Annotated in this window: 15 protein-coding genes; 10 read left to right on the top strand and 5 right to left on the bottom strand. The window is 65.2% G+C overall.

From position 1 onward, the window contains the following. The first annotated feature begins 26 nt into the window (after positions 1 to 26). The 7 genes from gshB (at position 27) to AC0L58_RS04070 (ending at position 6,455) form a co-directional block, all read left to right on the top strand. Positions 27 to 1,004 carry a glutathione synthase gene (gene gshB / locus AC0L58_RS04100; protein WP_473686958.1) on the top strand — a complete coding sequence of 326 codons (978 nt, stop codon included), beginning with the start codon at positions 27 to 29 and terminating at the stop codon, positions 1,002 to 1,004. Then, a complete protein-coding gene (locus AC0L58_RS04095) occupies positions 1,001 to 1,870 on the top strand; it encodes an energy transducer TonB (protein WP_473686956.1) in 870 nt (289 codons plus the stop codon). Before gshB ends, AC0L58_RS04095 begins: the two co-directional genes overlap by 4 nt. A gap of 90 nt (positions 1,871 to 1,960) precedes the next feature. Beyond that, positions 1,961 to 2,530: a YqgE/AlgH family protein gene (locus AC0L58_RS04090; protein WP_473686954.1), complete on the top strand. Its 570-nt coding sequence runs from the start codon at positions 1,961 to 1,963 to the stop codon at positions 2,528 to 2,530. After that, complete coding sequence (gene ruvX, locus AC0L58_RS04085) at positions 2,527 to 2,976, top strand: Holliday junction resolvase RuvX (protein ID WP_473686952.1); 450 nt, start codon at positions 2,527 to 2,529, stop codon at positions 2,974 to 2,976. The genes AC0L58_RS04090 and ruvX overlap by 4 nt, the downstream gene beginning before the upstream one ends. Positions 2,977 to 3,009: 33 nt before the next feature. Continuing rightward, positions 3,010 to 3,936 (top strand): aspartate carbamoyltransferase catalytic subunit, encoded by a 927-nt coding sequence (locus tag AC0L58_RS04080; protein WP_473686950.1) that lies wholly within the window; start codon positions 3,010 to 3,012, stop codon positions 3,934 to 3,936. A gap of 115 nt (positions 3,937 to 4,051) precedes the next feature. Beyond that, complete coding sequence (locus tag AC0L58_RS04075; RefSeq protein WP_473686948.1) at positions 4,052 to 5,815, top strand: hypothetical protein; 1,764 nt, start codon at positions 4,052 to 4,054, stop codon at positions 5,813 to 5,815. 235 nt (positions 5,816 to 6,050) lie between these two features. After that, positions 6,051 to 6,455, top strand: a complete 405-nt coding sequence (locus AC0L58_RS04070; protein ID WP_473686946.1) for a BON domain-containing protein — start codon at positions 6,051 to 6,053, stop codon at positions 6,453 to 6,455. 79 nt (positions 6,456 to 6,534) lie between these two features. Here AC0L58_RS04070 and AC0L58_RS04065 read toward each other — a convergent pair whose 3' ends face one another. After that, on the bottom strand, positions 6,535 to 7,704 hold the full coding sequence (locus AC0L58_RS04065; RefSeq protein ID WP_473686944.1) for a PilT/PilU family type 4a pilus ATPase: 1,170 nt from the start codon (positions 7,702 to 7,704) through the stop codon (positions 6,535 to 6,537). Positions 7,705 to 7,814: 110 nt separating this feature from the next. Next, entirely contained in the window at positions 7,815 to 8,852 is a 1,038-nt protein-coding gene (locus AC0L58_RS04060; RefSeq protein ID WP_473688560.1) for a type IV pilus twitching motility protein PilT, read from the bottom strand. Positions 8,853 to 9,216: 364 nt separating this feature from the next. Here AC0L58_RS04060 and proC point away from each other — a divergent pair, with 364 nt between their 5' ends. From proC to AC0L58_RS04045, 3 genes are all read left to right on the top strand, one after another. Next, positions 9,217 to 10,041: a pyrroline-5-carboxylate reductase gene (gene proC, locus AC0L58_RS04055; protein ID WP_473686942.1), complete on the top strand. Its 825-nt coding sequence runs from the start codon at positions 9,217 to 9,219 to the stop codon at positions 10,039 to 10,041. Further along, entirely contained in the window at positions 10,038 to 10,613 is a 576-nt protein-coding gene (locus tag AC0L58_RS04050) for a YggT family protein (RefSeq protein WP_473686940.1), read from the top strand. Before proC ends, AC0L58_RS04050 begins: the two co-directional genes overlap by 4 nt. A 249-nt stretch (positions 10,614 to 10,862) precedes the next feature. Continuing rightward, positions 10,863 to 13,787: a valine--tRNA ligase gene (locus AC0L58_RS04045; protein ID WP_473686938.1), complete on the top strand. Its 2,925-nt coding sequence runs from the start codon at positions 10,863 to 10,865 to the stop codon at positions 13,785 to 13,787. Positions 13,788 to 14,253: 466 nt separating this feature from the next. On the opposite strand, the gene rimI is transcribed toward AC0L58_RS04045, so the two are convergent. Genes rimI through AC0L58_RS04030 form a run of 3 tightly spaced genes read right to left on the bottom strand, consistent with a single transcriptional unit; the run spans position 14,254 to position 16,001 of the window. Next, positions 14,254 to 14,736 carry a ribosomal protein S18-alanine N-acetyltransferase gene (rimI, locus tag AC0L58_RS04040; RefSeq protein WP_473686936.1) on the bottom strand — a complete coding sequence of 161 codons (483 nt, stop codon included), beginning with the start codon at positions 14,734 to 14,736 and terminating at the stop codon, positions 14,254 to 14,256. A 3-nt stretch (positions 14,737 to 14,739) separates the two neighbouring features. Next, on the bottom strand, positions 14,740 to 15,222 hold the full coding sequence (locus AC0L58_RS04035; protein WP_473686934.1) for a hypothetical protein: 483 nt from the start codon (positions 15,220 to 15,222) through the stop codon (positions 14,740 to 14,742). Next, complete coding sequence (locus AC0L58_RS04030) at positions 15,219 to 16,001, bottom strand: CDP-alcohol phosphatidyltransferase family protein (RefSeq protein WP_473686932.1); 783 nt, start codon at positions 15,999 to 16,001, stop codon at positions 15,219 to 15,221. Before AC0L58_RS04030 ends, AC0L58_RS04035 begins: the two co-directional genes overlap by 4 nt. Positions 16,002 to 16,073: the final 72 nt, after the last annotated feature.

Genomic DNA, 16,073 nt, shown 5'->3' with positions numbered 1-16,073 from the left:
AACCTGGCAACTCAGGAGAAAACGCGATGACTCTTTCGGTCGCCGTGCTGATGGATCCCATCGGCGAAATCAAGGTGGCAAAGGACACCAGCCTGGCCATGCTGCTGGAAGCCGGGCGACGTGGCCATGCGCTGCACTATTTCGAACAGGGCGACCTGGCGTTGCGTGATGGCGTGCCGTGGGCGCGCCTGGCCACGCTGGCCGTGCGCGACAATCCAGGCGACTGGTACACGCTGGGCGAGCCGCAGTGGCGCGACCTGCGCGAGCTCGACGTGGTGCTGATGCGCAAGGACCCGCCGGTCGATGCGCAGTTCATCTACGACACCATGGTGCTGGAAACTGCCCAGCGTGCCGGGGTCATGGTGGTCAACGACCCGCAGGCCTTGCGTGACTGCAACGAAAAACTGTTCGCGCTGGCCTTTCCGCAATGCATCGCACCCACCCTCGTCGCGCGCGAACCCGCCGAACTGCGTCGGTTTGCCGCCGAGCATGGCGAGATCGTGCTGAAGCCGCTCGATGGCATGGGCGGCCGAGGCATCTTTCGCGTCCGCCATGACGACAGCAACCTCAACTCGATGATGGAAACCCTGCTCGGGGGTGACAGCCACGGCAACGAGCGACAGATGGTGATTGCCCAGAAGTACATCCCCGAGATCAGCGCCGGCGACAAGCGCATCCTCGTGATCGAGGGCGAACCGGTGCCCTATGCACTGGCGCGCATCCCGCAAGGCAACGAATTCCGCGGCAATCTGGCCGCTGGCGGTCGTGGCGAGGGTGTGCCGCTATCGGAGCGCGATCGCTGGATCGTGGCGCAAGTGGCCCCGGAATTGCGTCGACGCGGGCTGCTGTTCGTCGGCCTGGACGTCATTGGCGACTACCTGACCGAGATCAACGTCACATCCCCGACCTGCGTGCGCGAACTGGACAGCCAGTTCGGGCTTAATATTGCAGGCCAGCTGTTCGACGCCATCGAACGGCATACCCGTGGAAACCGTACTGCGTGAGTGCCACTGCAACCGTCAACAGCCGCCCCGATCCGATCGGCGCCACCATGCTTTTCTCGCTGCTCCTGCACGGCGTGCTGCTGCTGGGCATCACCTTCCATTTCGCCCGACCGACCCCGAACCTGCCGACGCTGGATGTGGCGCTGGTCAACGTCGCCAACCAGGAGACGCCGGACAAGGCGGACTTCCTGGCCCAGGCCAACAACCGGGGCGGTGGCCAGGGCGATCATGCCGCGCGTCCGTCGCAGGTGTTTTCCGGCGCGCTGCCGCGCCCCGATCCCGGCGTCGCGGCTCGGCCGATGGTGGACACCACGCCGACGCCGCGCACCGCGACGCCAACCCGGATGGTCACCACCACCGGCCGAAGCGACTTCAGCGCCAGCAGCGACCCGACGCAGACCGAGGTCGATCCGCAGCACGCGACGCCCACGGCGGCCGAGCTGCAGCGTCAGCAGACCATCGCCCAGCTGGCAGCCGAGTTGCGCCGCAAGAAGGTGGACTACGCCAAGCGACCGAAAGTCAAATACCTCACCGCGAATACGCGCGAATACGCCTATGCTGCCTACATGCGCGGCTGGTCCGACCGGGTCGAGCGGGTCGGCAACCTGAACTATCCCGAGGAGGCGCGCCGGCGCGGCCTGCACGGCAACGTGCTGCTCACCGTGGTGCTCAACCTCGATGGCAGCATCAAGAGCATCGACGTGATCCAGAGCTCGGGGTTCCAGATCCTGGATGCCGCCGCCGAACGCATCGTGCGCCTGGCCGCACCCTTCCCGCCGGCACCACGCAGCGGCGAGCATATCGACGAGCTCAACATCACCCGCACCTGGCAATTCCAGCCCAACAACGTGTTGCAGACGCGTTGAGGATGCCCTGACCTGTTCAGCACGGGCGGCGAACGGATCAGTGCGCCGTGGAAACCAGCGCTCGCGCGCAGCTGCGACTACAATAAGCGCATGGCTGCCATGCAACCCCAGACACTCACCGGACATTTCCTGATCGCGATGCCCGGTCTGGCCGACCCGCCGTTCTCGCGCGGCGTCGCCTTGCTGTGCCAGCATGATGAAGACGGTGCGGTGGGCCTGCTGGTGAACCAGCTGTCCGAGTACCGTTTCGGCGACGTGCTGGCCCAGATGAAACTCGAATGCGAGGACGGCGAGCTGGCCGATGCGCCGGTGCTGATCGGCGGCCCGGTACAGCAGGAACGCGGCTTCGTGCTGCACCGCGAACCCGGTGACTGGGATTCCAGCTTCCGCATCAACGCCGATTGGTCGGTGACCACCTCGCGCGACATCCTGGTGGCGATGGCCGCGGGGGAAGGTCCACGCCAGGCGATCATGGTGCTCGGCTACGCCGGCTGGGACGCCGGCCAGCTCGAACAGGAGTTGATGGCCAACGCCTGGCTGACCACCGAGGCCTGCAGCCGGGTGGTTTTCGATACCCCGCTGGAAGAACGCTGGAGCGCCGCCGCCGGCCTCGTCGGAGTCGACCCGCGCCAGTTGTCCGGCTACGCGGGCCACGCATGAGCTGTGTGTTCGGATTCGATGTCGGCAGCCGCCTGACCGGTGTCGCCATCGGCAACCGCTTCACCGCCACCGCCCGCGCGCTGACCACTCTCCCGATCCACGACGATCAGCCTGACTGGAACCAGCTCGACGCACTGCGTCGTGAATGGCAGCCTGACGTGCTCGTGGTTGGCCTGCCGCTGACCCTCGAGGGCACCGAGCAGCCAGCCAGTCGGCGCGCGCGCGCGTTTGCGGCCCAGTTGCAGCAGCGCTACAGGCTGCCGGTCGAGCTGGTCGACGAGCGCCACAGCTCGCAGGAAGCCGCGCAACGATTCGCCGCCGGCCGCGCCGCCGGACTCAAACGCCGCCGTGACGCGGCCAGCATCGATGCCGAGGCCGCCGCCGTCATCCTCGAACGCTGGCTGGCCGAGGCCGCTACGTCCGGACAATCTGCAAGCCCGATTTAGAACGCACCACCCTCCACCCAGCGAATCCACACCATGAGCCCTCGCCTGCGCCACCTGACCACCCTGGAAAACCTGCCGCGCGAAACCATCGTGCGCCTGCTCGACCGTGCCGAGGCGCTGCGCGATGCCTGCGCCCACGGTACGCGCAAGCTGGACGTCCTGGCCGGGCGCACGGTGCTCAACCTGTTCTTCGAGCCATCCACGCGCACCCGCACCTCGTTCGAACTGGCCGCCCGCCGACTGGGCGCGGATGTGATCAACTTCGACATCGGCTTGTCCTCGACCAGCAAGGGCGAGGAGTTGTTCGACACCTTGCACACGCTTGAAGCGATGCATCTTGACGCGATCATCGTGCGCCACAAGCAGTCAGGCACCCCCGACGAGCTGGTCCGCCACGCCATGAGCGGCGTGTCGGTGATCAACGCTGGCGACGGCAACCATGCCCATCCCACCCAGGGCCTGCTCGATGCGCTGACCATCCGCCAGCACCGCTCGGATTTCGAAAACCTGCGTGTGGTGATCTGCGGCGACATCAAGCATTCACGCGTGGCCCGTTCCGACATCAACGCTTTCACCGCATTGGGCGTCAAGGAAATACGCCTGTGCGCGCCGGACGAGCTGATGCCCGACGTCGACGAGGTGCCCGAGGGCCAGCGCTACGACGATTTCGACGAGGCCATCGAAGGTGCCGATGCGGTATTGATGCTGCGCCTGCAGAAGGAACGCATGGCCGCGATCGAGCTGCCGGACGAAGCGGCGTACTTCGCGTACTACGGGCTGGACCAGCGACGGCTGGAACGGGCGGCCAAGGGCTGCCTGGTCATGCATCCGGGGCCGATCAACCGCGGCATCGAGATCGCCTCGGATGTGGCCGATGGCGCCCAGTCGCGCATCCTCGAACAGGTCGGCAACGGCGTTTTCGTGCGCATGGCCGTGTTGAACGAAGTGCTGGCACGCTGAATCCCGTCGCATCCGGCCCCCGGCAAGGCCGGGTCCTGCCACCCGATCGCCCCGGCAGCACCCCGGCCAAGCAGGCATAATGACCGGCGAAGCACTCACCACACCGGGGATCACCATGCGATCGACTACGCGCTATCTCGCGATGGGCCTGGCCAGCGTCATGCTGGCGGCCTGCTCGCACAAGGACAAGGATGCACCGCTGGCCTTCGTACCGGCCGACACGCCTTACGTCGTGGCCAATCTGGACATCATGGACGACAGCACCCGCAAGGCGCTGCTCGCCGAGGCGGATGCCCAGCTGCCGTCCCAACTGGCCCAGATCGACGCCGCCGCCGACCGCCTCGCGGAAAAGGACCCTGACGGCGCACGCCTGCTGCGTGCGTTGCGCGCCGAATTCAACGGCAAGACGGTGGAAGGTTTCGCCAAGTCCACCGGACTGGATCTGAAGGGCTATTCCGCGTTTTACGGCCTGGGTCTGGCGCCGGTCATGCGTTTCCAGCTGAGCGATCCGGCAGCTTTCGAGGCCTTCATTGGCCGGCTCGAAACCGCCTACGGCAAGAAGCTTGCAGTCGCCACCGAAGGCAAGCAGACCTATCGCAAATACGTTTCCGCCGAGTCGGGTACCGAGCTGATTCTGGCCACGGTCGACAAGCAGGGCGTTGCGGCACTGCTGCCCGCCAACCCGCCACAGGCCCTGCTGCGTGAAGCGCTTGGCCTGGATCGTCCGCAGAAAAGCATGCAGGACGATGGTCGCCTGGCCGACCTGGCCAAGGCCAAGGGCTACAAGAAATGGTTGGTCGGCGAGCTGGACCTGACCCGCGCGCTGCCGCTGGCGCTCGGCGGCAAGGATGCACTGGCCGAGTCAGTCCGCAAGGCACATGCCGAAGCCGAATCGGCCAAGACCGGCGAACCGGTGGCAAACCAGTTGCAGACCTCGCCGGCCTGCAGCACCGAAGCCGCGCGCATCGCCGCGCGGATGCCTTCGATCAGCTTCGGCTATACCAAACTCGATGCCAAGCACCAGGATGCCCGCATCGACATCGCACTGGCGGACGATATCAGCAAGACCTTCAGCGAACTCAAGGTCGATCTTCCCGGCCTCGGCAGCGCCGGTACCGCACCGTTCGACCTGAGTCTGGCGCTGCCGGTTTCCGATCTGCGTACGTTCTGGCTGGCCCAGGCCGACGCGGTGGCGGCCAAGCCGTTCACCTGCCCCGCGCTGACCGATCTCAACGAGGGTTTTGCCAAACTCGGTCCGGCCATGCAGAAGGCGGCCATACCGCCGTTCGGCGACCTGCTGGGTGTACGCATCGCGCTGGATACACTCACGCCCAATCCCAACTCGAGCCTGCCGACCTTCAGCGGCCGCCTGGTGCTGGCCACCAGCAATCCCTCCGGCCTGCTCGCCATGGGCCAGATGATGGTGCCGGCACTGGCCCAGTTGAAGCCCACCAATGACGGCAAGCCGGTGGCACTGCCTCCGCAGATGGCGGGCATGCTCGGACAGCCGGCCTGGGTGGCGATGGGCGACAAGGCGCTGGCGCTCGGCGTGGGCGCGGGCGAGGACGCCAAGCTCGCCGACACGCTCAAGGAACCCGGCGGCGACGCCGGCCAGATGAGCCGGATGCATCTCAACGGGGCAATGTACCTGTCCTGGGTCCAGCTGATGCAGGACAAGGTCGACGCTCTCGCCGCCGCGGCCGATGCGATGGACAAGGACAGCGACTCGTCCAAGGACAAGGCCGACGACGCCGTCGCCCGCTCCAAGGCCCAGTTCGCTGCCATGAAGCACCAGGCCGAGCGCATCGACACGATGGACATGGAAATGCATGTCGACATCCATGGCATGGTGATCAGCAGCCAGACGGCACTGAAGTAAGCCGTTTCGCCCGACATGAAAACCGGGGTGCTGCGGCGCCCCGGTTTTTTCATGTCCGAAAGCCTTCCCAACCCTGGGCTGACACATCCTTCGCAAAACCTGTCGAGCGCTGAATCGGCCTGAAGTTTGCGCACGCGAGCTTCACGCAGCAGCTGTTGCCATGGCACCACGGACACCGGATACAGCGGCGCCCGACTGTCCCAGACAGCCCCTTTCCCCTCATGAGGAGATTGCCATGAACAACAAATCCATGATCCGTCGCAGCATGATCGCCGCCGGCATGATGCTCGCCCTTGCCGCCGTGCCGTTCACTCAGGCCGTGGCGTCACCACAGAGTGAGTCCATGCAGAAATCAGCGGACAACCAGACCGTACCGGACAAGGCAGCCGATGCCTGGATCACTACCAAGGTGAAAACCGAATTCGGTACCACCAAGGGCATCCACGCTACCGATATTTCGGTCGAGACTCACGATGGCGTGGTGAGCCTGAGCGGCACGGTCGGTAGCAACCACGAAAAAATGCGCGCGATCAGCGTCGCCAACAAGGTCAAAGGCGTGAAGAGCGTCAATGCAGCCGGCCTGAACGTCAGCGCGACGAACTCGCGCATGAAGACGCCGGACGACATGGGTGGCCACTGACCCGATACAGGCGCCCCCGACTGCATGAAGGAAAAAGGAGCCGATCGGCTCCTTTTTCCTTTCATCGGGCAGGCCTTGCTCAGCGGTTCAGCAAGTTGCTGCCGCCAAAATTCTGGTTATCCGAACTCTCCTCGAGCTCGACCCCATCGAGTCCCTGCGACAAGGTATGGGCGTCGCCGCCCTGGGCCAGCTTGATGCGCAGGCGTACCTCGTTGGAACTGTCGGCGTAGCGCAAGGCGTCCTCGTAGCTGATCTCGCCGGCGTGGTACAGCTCGACCAGGGCCTGATCGAAGGTCTTCATGCCCAGCAACGTGGATTCCTTCATCAGCTCCTTCAGCTTGTGGATCTCGCCCTGGCGGATGTAGTCCTGCGCCAATGGCGTGCCCAGCAGCACTTCCACCGCCACCCGGCGCGCCTTGCCATCGGGCGTCGGTATCAGCATCTGCGCCACGATGCCCTTCAGATTCAGCGACAAATCCATCAGCAACTGCTGACGACGATCTTCCGGGAAGAAGTGCAGGATGCGGTCCATGGCCTGGTTCGCATTGTTCGCGTGCAAGGTGCACAGCACCAGGTGACCGGTTTCGGCGAAGGCGATCGCGTGATCCATGCCCTCGCGAGTACGGATTTCGCCGATCATGATCACGTCCGGCGCCTGACGCAGCGTGTTCTTCAGGGCGTTGTCCCAGCTGTCGGTGTCGATGCCGACCTCGCGCTGGGTGATGATGCAGCCTTCGTGCTTGTGCACGTATTCGATCGGGTCCTCGATGGTGATGATGTGGCCGGTCGAGTTCAGGTTGCGGTAGCCGACCATGGCCGCCAGCGAGGTCGATTTGCCCGAGCCGGTGGCGCCGACGAAGATGATGATGCCGCGCTTGGTCATCGCCAGTTGCTTGATCACCGGCGGCAGGTTCAGCTCTTCGGTGGTGGGGATTTTCGACTCGATCCGGCGCAGCACCATGCCCACACAGTTGCGCTGGTAGAAGCACGACACGCGGAAGCGGCCGACGCCTTGCGCCGAGATCGCGAACTGGCATTCGTGGGTCTTCTCGAACTCCTCGCGCTGGCCCGGCGTCATCACGTTGAGCACCATGTCGCGCGCCTGCTGCACGCTGAGCGGACTCTGCGTGATCGGCACGATCCGGCCCTGCACCTTCATCGATGGCGCCACGCCCGCCGTGATGAAGAGATCCGATGCCTTCTTGTGCACCATCAGTTTCAGGAACGAGGTGAAATCGAAGTCGCTCATGGCTTTACCTCAGGGATTCGATATTTGGGATTCGGGATTCGTCGAAAGGACCGCCGTGGGGAACCGGACCGGCTTTGGCGCTCGCCAATCCCGAATCCCGAATCCCGGTCTCACCGGAAGCTCTCTTTGTTCTTGGCGTAGCCCTGCGCCTGCTGACGGGTAACCACGCCGCGCTTGACCAGATCCAGCAGGCACTGGTCCAGGGTCTGCATGCCGAATTGCTGGCCGGTCTGGATCGAGGAATACATCTGCGCCACCTTGTCCTCGCGAATCAGGTTGCGGATCGCCGGGATGCCGACCATGATTTCGTGCGCCGCGATACGGCCGCCGCCGACCTTCTTCAGCAGCGATTGCGAGATGACCGCGCGCAGGCTTTCGGACAGCATCGAGCGCACCATCGGCTTTTCTCCGGCGGGGAACACGTCGATGATGCGGTCGATCGTCTTGGCCGCCGAGCTGGTATGCACGGTGGCGAACACCAGGTGGCCGGTTTCGGCCGCGGTCAGCGCCAGCCGGATCGTCTCCAGATCGCGCAACTCGCCGACCAGGATGTAGTCCGGATCCTCGCGCAGCGCCGAGCGCAACGCTTCGTTGAAGCCGTGCGTGTCGCGGTGCACCTCACGCTGGTTGACCAGGCACTTCTGCGAGGTGTGCACGAACTCGATCGGGTCCTCGATCGTGAGCATGTGGCCGTATTCGTTCTTGTTGATGTGGTCGACCATCGCCGCCAGCGTGGTCGACTTGCCCGAGCCGGTGGGGCCGGTGACCAGGATCAGGCCCTGCGGCTGCTCGATCAGCTCCTTGAAGATGCGCGGGCAGCCCAGGTCTTCCAGGGTCAGCACTTCGGAGGGAATGGTGCGGAATACCGCGCCGGCGCCACGGTTCTGGGTGAACGCGTTGACGCGGAAGCGTGCGAGGCCGGGAATCTCGAACGAAAAGTCCGTTTCGAAGAACTCCTCGTAATCGCGCCGCTGCTTGTCCGACATGATGTCGTAGATCAGCGAATGCACCTGTTTGTGCTCGAGTGCCGGAATGTTGATGCGGCGGACATCGCCGTCAACGCGGATCATCGGCGGCAGCCCGGCGGACAGATGCAGGTCCGAGGCCTTGTTCTTCACCGAGAAGGCAAGCAGTTCGGCAATATCCATGAATGTGGTTCCCCTCAACCGATCGTACTGGATGGCATGAATTCTGGTGCCGCATCCGGGGGTCGCGTCCATCGGGTGGCATCCGGCGCGCGACCGACGCCCATTGCCCTTCCCGACAAGCCACTTCAATCCCCCTGCAGCTGGGTCGATACTACTCGGGCAAGTAGCTGTGCGGCCAGTCTTTCCCTCCCATCATGCCGAATCTTTCGGTCCGGTTTGTGCGCCCGGTCGAAAATCAACTCGCCCGTGCCATCAGCCCGCCGTCGGACGCTGCGGGCGGACCACGCGATCCGACGGCCTTGTCTGCGTCATGACGCCGGCTCCGGTAAGGTAGGCGGCTGGCACCAACTTCAAGGAGTCCTGCATGACACGAGTAGCCTTCATCGGCGGCGGCAACATGGCGCGCAGCCTGATCGGCGGCCTGCTGAAGACAGGCATCGCCCCCGCCACCATCGGCGTCGCCGAGCCCCGGGCCGAAGGGCGCCAGGCACTGGGGCGCGACTTCGGCGTGGCGTGCTACGCCGAGAACAAGCTGGCCGCAGCCGAAGCCGAGGTCATCGTGCTGGCAGTCAAGCCGCAGGTGATGCCGGCCATTCACGCCGAGCTGCAGGACACCCTGCAACGCAACCGACCGTTGTTGATCTCGATCGCGGCCGGCGTGCGGCTGGACCAACTGGAACGCTGGTTCGGCAGCACCCTGCCGATCGTGCGCTGCATGCCCAATACGCCAGCGCTGATTGGCAGTGGCGCGACCGGGCTGTGCGCGAACAGCCGGGTCAGCCCGGCGCAGAAGGCGCAGGCCCAGCACATTCTCGACGCCGCCGGCCTCACTCGCTGGATCGACGACGAGGCGCTGATGGACACCGTCACGGCAATCTCGGGTTCGGCACCGGCGTATTTCTTCGCCTTGGTGGAGGCGCTGGAGGAGGCTGGCGTGGCGCAAGGCCTGCCGCGCGACACGGCCCGTGCGCTGGCGGGGCAGACCTGTTTCGGGGCCGGCCGCATGCTGACCGAGGGCGGCGAAGATCCGGCGGAACTGCGCCGACGCGTCACCTCACCGAACGGCACCACCCAGGCGGCGCTGGAAAGCTTCACCGCCGACGGCCTGCCGCGCATCGTGGCCCGCGCTGTCGCTGCGGCAACCCGGCGCGGCGGCGAGCTCGCCGATGAGCTGGACAAGCTGCCGTGAGCTACCTGCTGAACGCGCTTGCCATGCTGTTCGGGCTGGCGTTCGACGCCGTGGTCGTCCTGTTGTTGCTGCGCGTGCTGGCCGAAGCCTGCCGCGCAGATTTCAACAATCCGCTCAGCCAGTTCATCTATCGCACCACCAACCCGGTGCTGTCGCCGATCCGGCGTTTCCTGCCGAATTGGCGCCGGATCAATCTGGCCGGCGTGCTGTTGGCCTGGCTGGCGATGCTGCTCAAGCGCCTGATGTTGTTCGGCCTGGTCGGCGTCATGCCGAACCTTTCCGGCCTGCTGGTGCTGTCGCTGGCCAACCTGATCGACTTCACCCTGCTGTTCTACATCGTGGTGATCTTCGGCTGGTCGCTGCTGAGCATGTTTGCGGTGGATCGACGCCAGCCGGTGCTGCGGCTGGCCGGCAGCATTGTCGCCCCGTTGCTGCGCCCGCTGGAGGGCAAACTGGTCTTCGGCCAGATCGACTTCGCGCCGATGGCGGTGATGATCGTGCTGTTGCTGGCGCGCATCCTGATCGCCGCGCCGTTGCTGGATCTGGGTGCGAAGCTGGCCCTGGGGGTCTGAGCGAGCGTCCAATGACGCGGAAGAGCCGGCGGGCGGGGCCCGCCCTACGTGAGTGGCCTGGCGGGCCATGGTTGTAGGGCGGGCTCTGCCCGCCGGCTCTTTCGCATCGGGCCAAAACCCGGTCAATCGACCGACCCCCGGGCAACGCTGGCACCCCGCCAACTTTGGCTGACCCCCTCTGCCCCCTTACAATGACCGCTTTACTCCACGACAAAGCGCGCGGCCACGCGCGCCAGCGAGCGCATCCCGATGGAAAAGAGTTTCGAACCGGCCAAGATCGAGTCCAGGTGGTATGCGCATTGGGAGGCCAGCGGCGCTTTCAGGCCGCCGGGCCAGGGCGAGCCTTATTGCATCCTGCTGCCGCCGCCGAACGTCACCGGCACCTTGCACATGGGCCATGCCTTCCAGCAGACGGTGATGGACATGCTGGTGCGCTACCAGCGGATGCGCGGCTTGAACACGCTGTGGCAGATAGGCACGGATCACGCCGGCATCGCCACCCAGAAAATCGTGGAGAACCAGCTCGCGATCGAGGAAAAGACCCGGCACGACCTGGGCCGCGACGCCTTCGTCGAGCGCGTGTGGAAATGGAAGGAGGAATCGGGCTCCACCATCACCAACCAGATGCGCCGCATCGGTACCGCCGCGGACTGGACGCGCGAACGCTTCACCATGGACGAAGGCCTTTCCGCCGCCGTGCGCAAGGTGTTCATCGAGTGGTTCCGCGCGGGCCTGATCTATCGCGGCAACCGGCTGGTGAACTGGGATCCGGTGCTGGGCACCGCGGTTTCCGACCTTGAAGTGAACAGCGTCGAACGCGACGGCCACATGTGGTCGATCCGCTACCCCGTCACCGGCAGCGACGAAAGCCTGGTGGTGGCCACCACGCGTCCGGAGACCATGCTCGGCGACGTCGCCGTGGCAGTGCACCCGGAGGATGAGCGCTACGCGCACCTGGTCGGCAAGACGCTGACCTTGCCGCTGTCGGGCCGGCAGATCCCGGTGATCGCGGACGATTACGTCGACCGGGAGTTCGGCACCGGCTGCGTGAAGATCACCCCGGCGCACGACTTCAACGACTATGCCATCGGCATGCGGCACAAGCTGCCGCTGATCACGATCTTCACGCTGGAGGCCAAGGTCAACGGCGAAGCACCGGAAAAATACCGTGGCCTCGATCGCTATGACGCGCGCAAGGCCGTGCTGGCCGATCTGGAGACCGCCGACCTGCTGGTCGAAACCAGGGCGCACAAGTTGCAGGTCCCGGTAAGCCAGCGATCGGACGCGGTGATCGAGCCGATGCTGACCGACCAGTGGTTTGTCGACCTGACCTCCGAGGTGCAGGCCGATGGCCGACCCGGCGGCCGCAAGGCGATCACCGAGCCGGCCTTGCAGGCCGTGCGTTCGGGCGAAATCAAGTTCGTGCCGGAAAACTGGGCCACGACATACACCCAGTGGCTGGACAACATCCAGGACTGGTGCATCAGCCGCCAGCTGTGGTGGGGGCATCGCGTCCCGGCCTGGTACGACGAGGCCGGCCACATCTTCGTGGGCGAGGACGAGGCCGACGCACGCGCACACGCCGGCATCGAACCGGTCGGCGCGCTGCGCCAGGACGAAGACGTCCTGGACACGTGGTTCAGCTCGGCGCTGTGGCCTTTTTCCACGCTGGGCTGGCCGGGCGAGGGCCCGGTGAAAAACGAGCGTGGCGAGATCGTGGCGAACTGGGCGCAGGACAAGATCTTCCTGCCCAGCGCCGTGCTGGTGACCGGCTTCGACATCATCTTCTTCTGGGTCGCGCGCATGGTGATGGCGACCAAATACTTCATCGGCGAGATCCCGTTCCGCGAGGTCTACATCAATGCCATCGTGCGTGATGCGGAAGGCCAGAAAATGTCCAAGTCCAAGGGCAACACGCTGGACCCGCTGGACCTGATCGACGGCATTGCACTCGAACCGCTGGTGGAAAAGTCGACCCGGTCGCTGCTGCTTCCCCAGGTGCGCGCCAAGGTCGAAAAGCGCATCCGCAAGGATTATCCCGACGGCATCCCCTCGATCGGCACCGACGCCCTGCGCTTCACCTTCGCCGCATTGGCCAGCTACAGCCGCACCATCAACTTCGACATCAAGCGCGCCGAAGGCTACAAGGCATTCTGCAACAAGCTGTGGAATGCGGCGCGCTTCGTGTTGATGAATCTCGACGCAGGCTCCCTTCCCCCGCAAGCGGGGGAAGGTGCCCGAAGGGCGGATGGGGGCACGCCTGGGGAAGTGCACGCCCAGCCAGCTACCGAGGCGGAGCGCTGGATTCTCACGCGGTTGAAGCAGACGCTGGGCGAGGTGGAGCAGCACTTCACCACCTACCGCTTCGATCATCTGGCTCAGGCGCTCTACGAGTTCGTTTGGAACGAGTACTGCGACTGGTTCCTGGAGCTTTCCAAACCGGCACTCAGTGGTGATGACGCCGCTGCGGCTGCATCGACACGCCAAACCTTGCTGGTGGTGCTGGAGAGCGTGCTGCGTGCGCTGCACCCGGTGATCCCGTTCATCACCGAGGAAATCTGGCAAGAGTTGCCCGTGCGCTCCTCCCTGAGCGCAAAGAACAAACCGGCATCCATGCCGGACTCTTCAAAAAAGCAGCTCATCCTCGACTGCGCCTATCCGCGCGCGGACGACTATGACGCGGACGAGAAGGCGACCGCTGAAATCGAGTGGTTCAAAAGCGTGCTTTCCGGCATCCGTCGCATCCGCTCGGAAATGAACATCTCGCCGGGCAAGACCATTCCGCTGCTGCTCGCCGACGGCGATGCCGGCGATCGCGCGCGAGCCAGCAAGTTCGCCTCGCAAATCGCCTTCCTCGCACGCACCGAGGCGCCGCAGTGGATCGAACCCGGAGCCGATGAACCCGCCGCTGCCGCCGCCGTGGTCGGCACGCTGCGCGTGCTGATTCCGATGGCCGGCCTGATCGATCTGGGCGCGGAAAGGGCGCGCCTGACCAAGGAGATCGGGCGGATCGAAGTCGAGATCAAAAAGTGCGAAGGGAAACTGGGCAACGCCAACTTCGTGGCCAATGCCCCCGCCGAAGTGGTCGCCCAGGAACGTCAGCGCATCGCCGACTGGAACGCCACCCTGGCCGCCCTGCGCGAGCAAGCCGCCAAACTGCAAGACCACGCGTAGGGCGGGCTCTGCCTGCCGGCTCTCGGTTGTCGTGCCGGAAAAGCAGGCGGGCGGAGCCCGCCCTACGGGTGCGGAAACAGGCGATCGCGCCGCGCGCGCCCGCCCAGCCGCGTCAGCGCATCGCCGACCGGAACACCACCCTGGCCAGCCTGCCCGAACAGACAGCCAAACCGCGTAGGGCGGGCTCTGCCCGCCGGCTCTCGGTTGTCGTGCCGGAAAAGCAGGCGGGCGGAGCCCGCCCTACGGGTCGGAAGCAGGCGGTCGCACCGCGGGCGCTCGCCCAACAGCGTCAGCGCATCGCCGACCGGAACACCACCCTGACCACCCTGCGCGAACAGGCAACCAAATCGCGTAGGGCGGGTTCTGCCCGCCGGCTCTCGGTTGTCGTGCCGGAAAAGCAGGCGGGCGGAGCCCGCCCTACGGGTGCGGAAGCACCCAATCGCGCGGAATGCGGCCACGCGGTCGCTTATTTGTCCGGAGTGCCCGCCACACCCTCAAGCACCATCACGATCGCGTCTTCGCGCCCTTCCCGCGCCGGGTAGTAACGCGGGCGCAGCCCGATCTGCCTGAAACCCACCGACTCATACAGCACTTTCGCCAGCGGATTCGACGGACGCACCTCGAGGAACACCCGCTCGGCACGGTCCCATTTCGCGATATCAAGCAAACGCGCCAGCAGATGTCGACCCAGGCCGCGTCCGCGATAGTCCGGTGCGATGCACAGGTTCAGCAGGTGCGCCTCGCCCGCGCCGGTGGACAGGATGCCGTAGCCGGCAATCGAGTCGTCCACGCTCAACACCCAGCACGAATGGCCGGCCTTGATGCAGTCACTGAAGATGCCCGGCGACCAGGGAAACTCGTAGGAAAGCTTTTCCAGCGCACTTACCGTCGCGAGGTCGTCCAGCCGCATGCCACGTACCTGGATCGACGGTTTGATCACCGCGGCCATGCTTCAGGCCTCTGCCGTGGTCAGGGCACGGCGCAGGCTGCGCAGCGCGCTCCACAAGCGCCGTTTTGCGGCGGCGCTGCCCAGCACCGCGTCCGGCTCGTCCGCCAGCACGATAAGTGCGCGGTTCATCACGGCCACCGGCAGGACACGCCCCAGCGCATGTGCCTGTTCTTCGCCGAATACCAGATAGGCACGCGCTGCGGGAATGTCGGCCGCCAGCTGGCCCCCTTGCACGCGCACACGAGCAGCACGCGCAAGCCACGCACCCGCGGCGCTCAGCGCGCGCCCCAGCAGGTCCAGTTCGCGCGTACTGCAGTGTTCGGGCAGAACCACCACGCAGACCGCATCTGCACCTTGCGGCTCCGGTTCCAGTGCCGGCACTGGTGCAGCCGGCGCCACGCGACGTACCCAGGGCGTCAGCCCCAGTGCCTGCAACACGCGAACCCGATGGGCAGGACTCGCGACCACACGCAAACCCGCGCTCATGTCGCCTCACGCCGCCCACGGCGTCGATGCGCGAGTCGTGCCCAGATCGTCCAGATCGGCCCGGACAACATGTACAGGCTGAAGCTCACCAGCAACACGCGAGCCGGCGCCAGATACAGCAAGGCCAGCAGCAACACGGCTACCACCATCCACGCGAACGGCACGCTGCCACGGTCTCCCATCGGCAGCGACTTGAAACTGAAATAGCGAAAGCGGCTGACCATCAGCAAACCGGTGACCACCACGATCGCGGCGCTGGCAAAGCAGAGCTCGCTGCCGGTCCAGCCGGACTTCTCCATGGTCCACACGAACGACATGTTCACGGCCGCCGCCGCGGGACTGGCCAGACCCTGGAAATAGCGTTTGTCGGCCACTCCGGCCTGCGTATTGAAACGCGCCAGCCGTAGCGCCGCACAGGCCGCATAGATGAACGCACAGGCCCAGCCAAGCTTGCCCCAGAGAGGTCCGACCTCGCTCAGCGTCGACAGTGACCACGTGTACATCACCAGCGCGGGCGCCAGGCCGAAGCTGACCAGATCCGAAAGCGAGTCATACTGCACGCCAAACTCGCTCTGGGTGCCGGTCATGCGCGCCACCCGGCCATCCATGCCATCCAGGATCGCAGCGAAAAACACCGCGATGGCCGCGTCGATGAAATGACCGCCGATCCCGGAGATAATGGCGTAGAAACCGGCAAACATGGCCGCCGTGGTAAACAGGTTCGGCAGCAGGTAAATGCCTCGATGTCGAGGTGGGCGGACGGGCATGGATTCGTTCATGAACCAGGATCGTGACGGAGTGCGCGTAGTGTAAACCATCGTCTGCTTGAGTCCTGGCCGCGGGAGTGTTAA

Source organism: Rhodanobacter sp. G2-10, from assembly GCF_055809185.1.
The sequence above is the reverse complement of the archived record's forward strand: the minus strand, read 5'-3'. Positions and strand labels throughout refer to the sequence as shown.

Excerpts from the sequence above, each read along its gene's own strand:
- gshB (WP_473686958.1), top strand. The coding sequence starts at position 27 with ATGACTCTTTCGGTCGCCGTGCTGATGGATCCCATCGGCGAAATCAAG.
- AC0L58_RS04090 (WP_473686954.1), top strand. The coding sequence starts at position 1,961 with ATGGCTGCCATGCAACCCCAGACACTCACCGGACATTTCCTGATCGCG.
- ruvX (WP_473686952.1), top strand. The coding sequence starts at position 2,527 with ATGAGCTGTGTGTTCGGATTCGATGTCGGCAGCCGCCTGACCGGTGTC.
- AC0L58_RS04080 (WP_473686950.1), top strand. The coding sequence starts at position 3,010 with ATGAGCCCTCGCCTGCGCCACCTGACCACCCTGGAAAACCTGCCGCGC.
- AC0L58_RS04075 (WP_473686948.1), top strand. The coding sequence starts at position 4,052 with ATGCGATCGACTACGCGCTATCTCGCGATGGGCCTGGCCAGCGTCATG.
- AC0L58_RS04070 (WP_473686946.1), top strand. The coding sequence starts at position 6,051 with ATGAACAACAAATCCATGATCCGTCGCAGCATGATCGCCGCCGGCATG.
- AC0L58_RS04065 (WP_473686944.1), bottom strand. The coding sequence starts at position 7,704 with ATGAGCGACTTCGATTTCACCTCGTTCCTGAAACTGATGGTGCACAAG.
- AC0L58_RS04060 (WP_473688560.1), bottom strand. The coding sequence starts at position 8,852 with ATGGATATTGCCGAACTGCTTGCCTTCTCGGTGAAGAACAAGGCCTCG.
- proC (WP_473686942.1), top strand. The coding sequence starts at position 9,217 with ATGACACGAGTAGCCTTCATCGGCGGCGGCAACATGGCGCGCAGCCTG.
- AC0L58_RS04045 (WP_473686938.1), top strand. The coding sequence starts at position 10,863 with ATGGAAAAGAGTTTCGAACCGGCCAAGATCGAGTCCAGGTGGTATGCG.
- rimI (WP_473686936.1), bottom strand. The coding sequence starts at position 14,736 with ATGGCCGCGGTGATCAAACCGTCGATCCAGGTACGTGGCATGCGGCTG.
- AC0L58_RS04035 (WP_473686934.1), bottom strand. The coding sequence starts at position 15,222 with ATGAGCGCGGGTTTGCGTGTGGTCGCGAGTCCTGCCCATCGGGTTCGC.
- AC0L58_RS04030 (WP_473686932.1), bottom strand. The coding sequence starts at position 16,001 with ATGAACGAATCCATGCCCGTCCGCCCACCTCGACATCGAGGCATTTAC.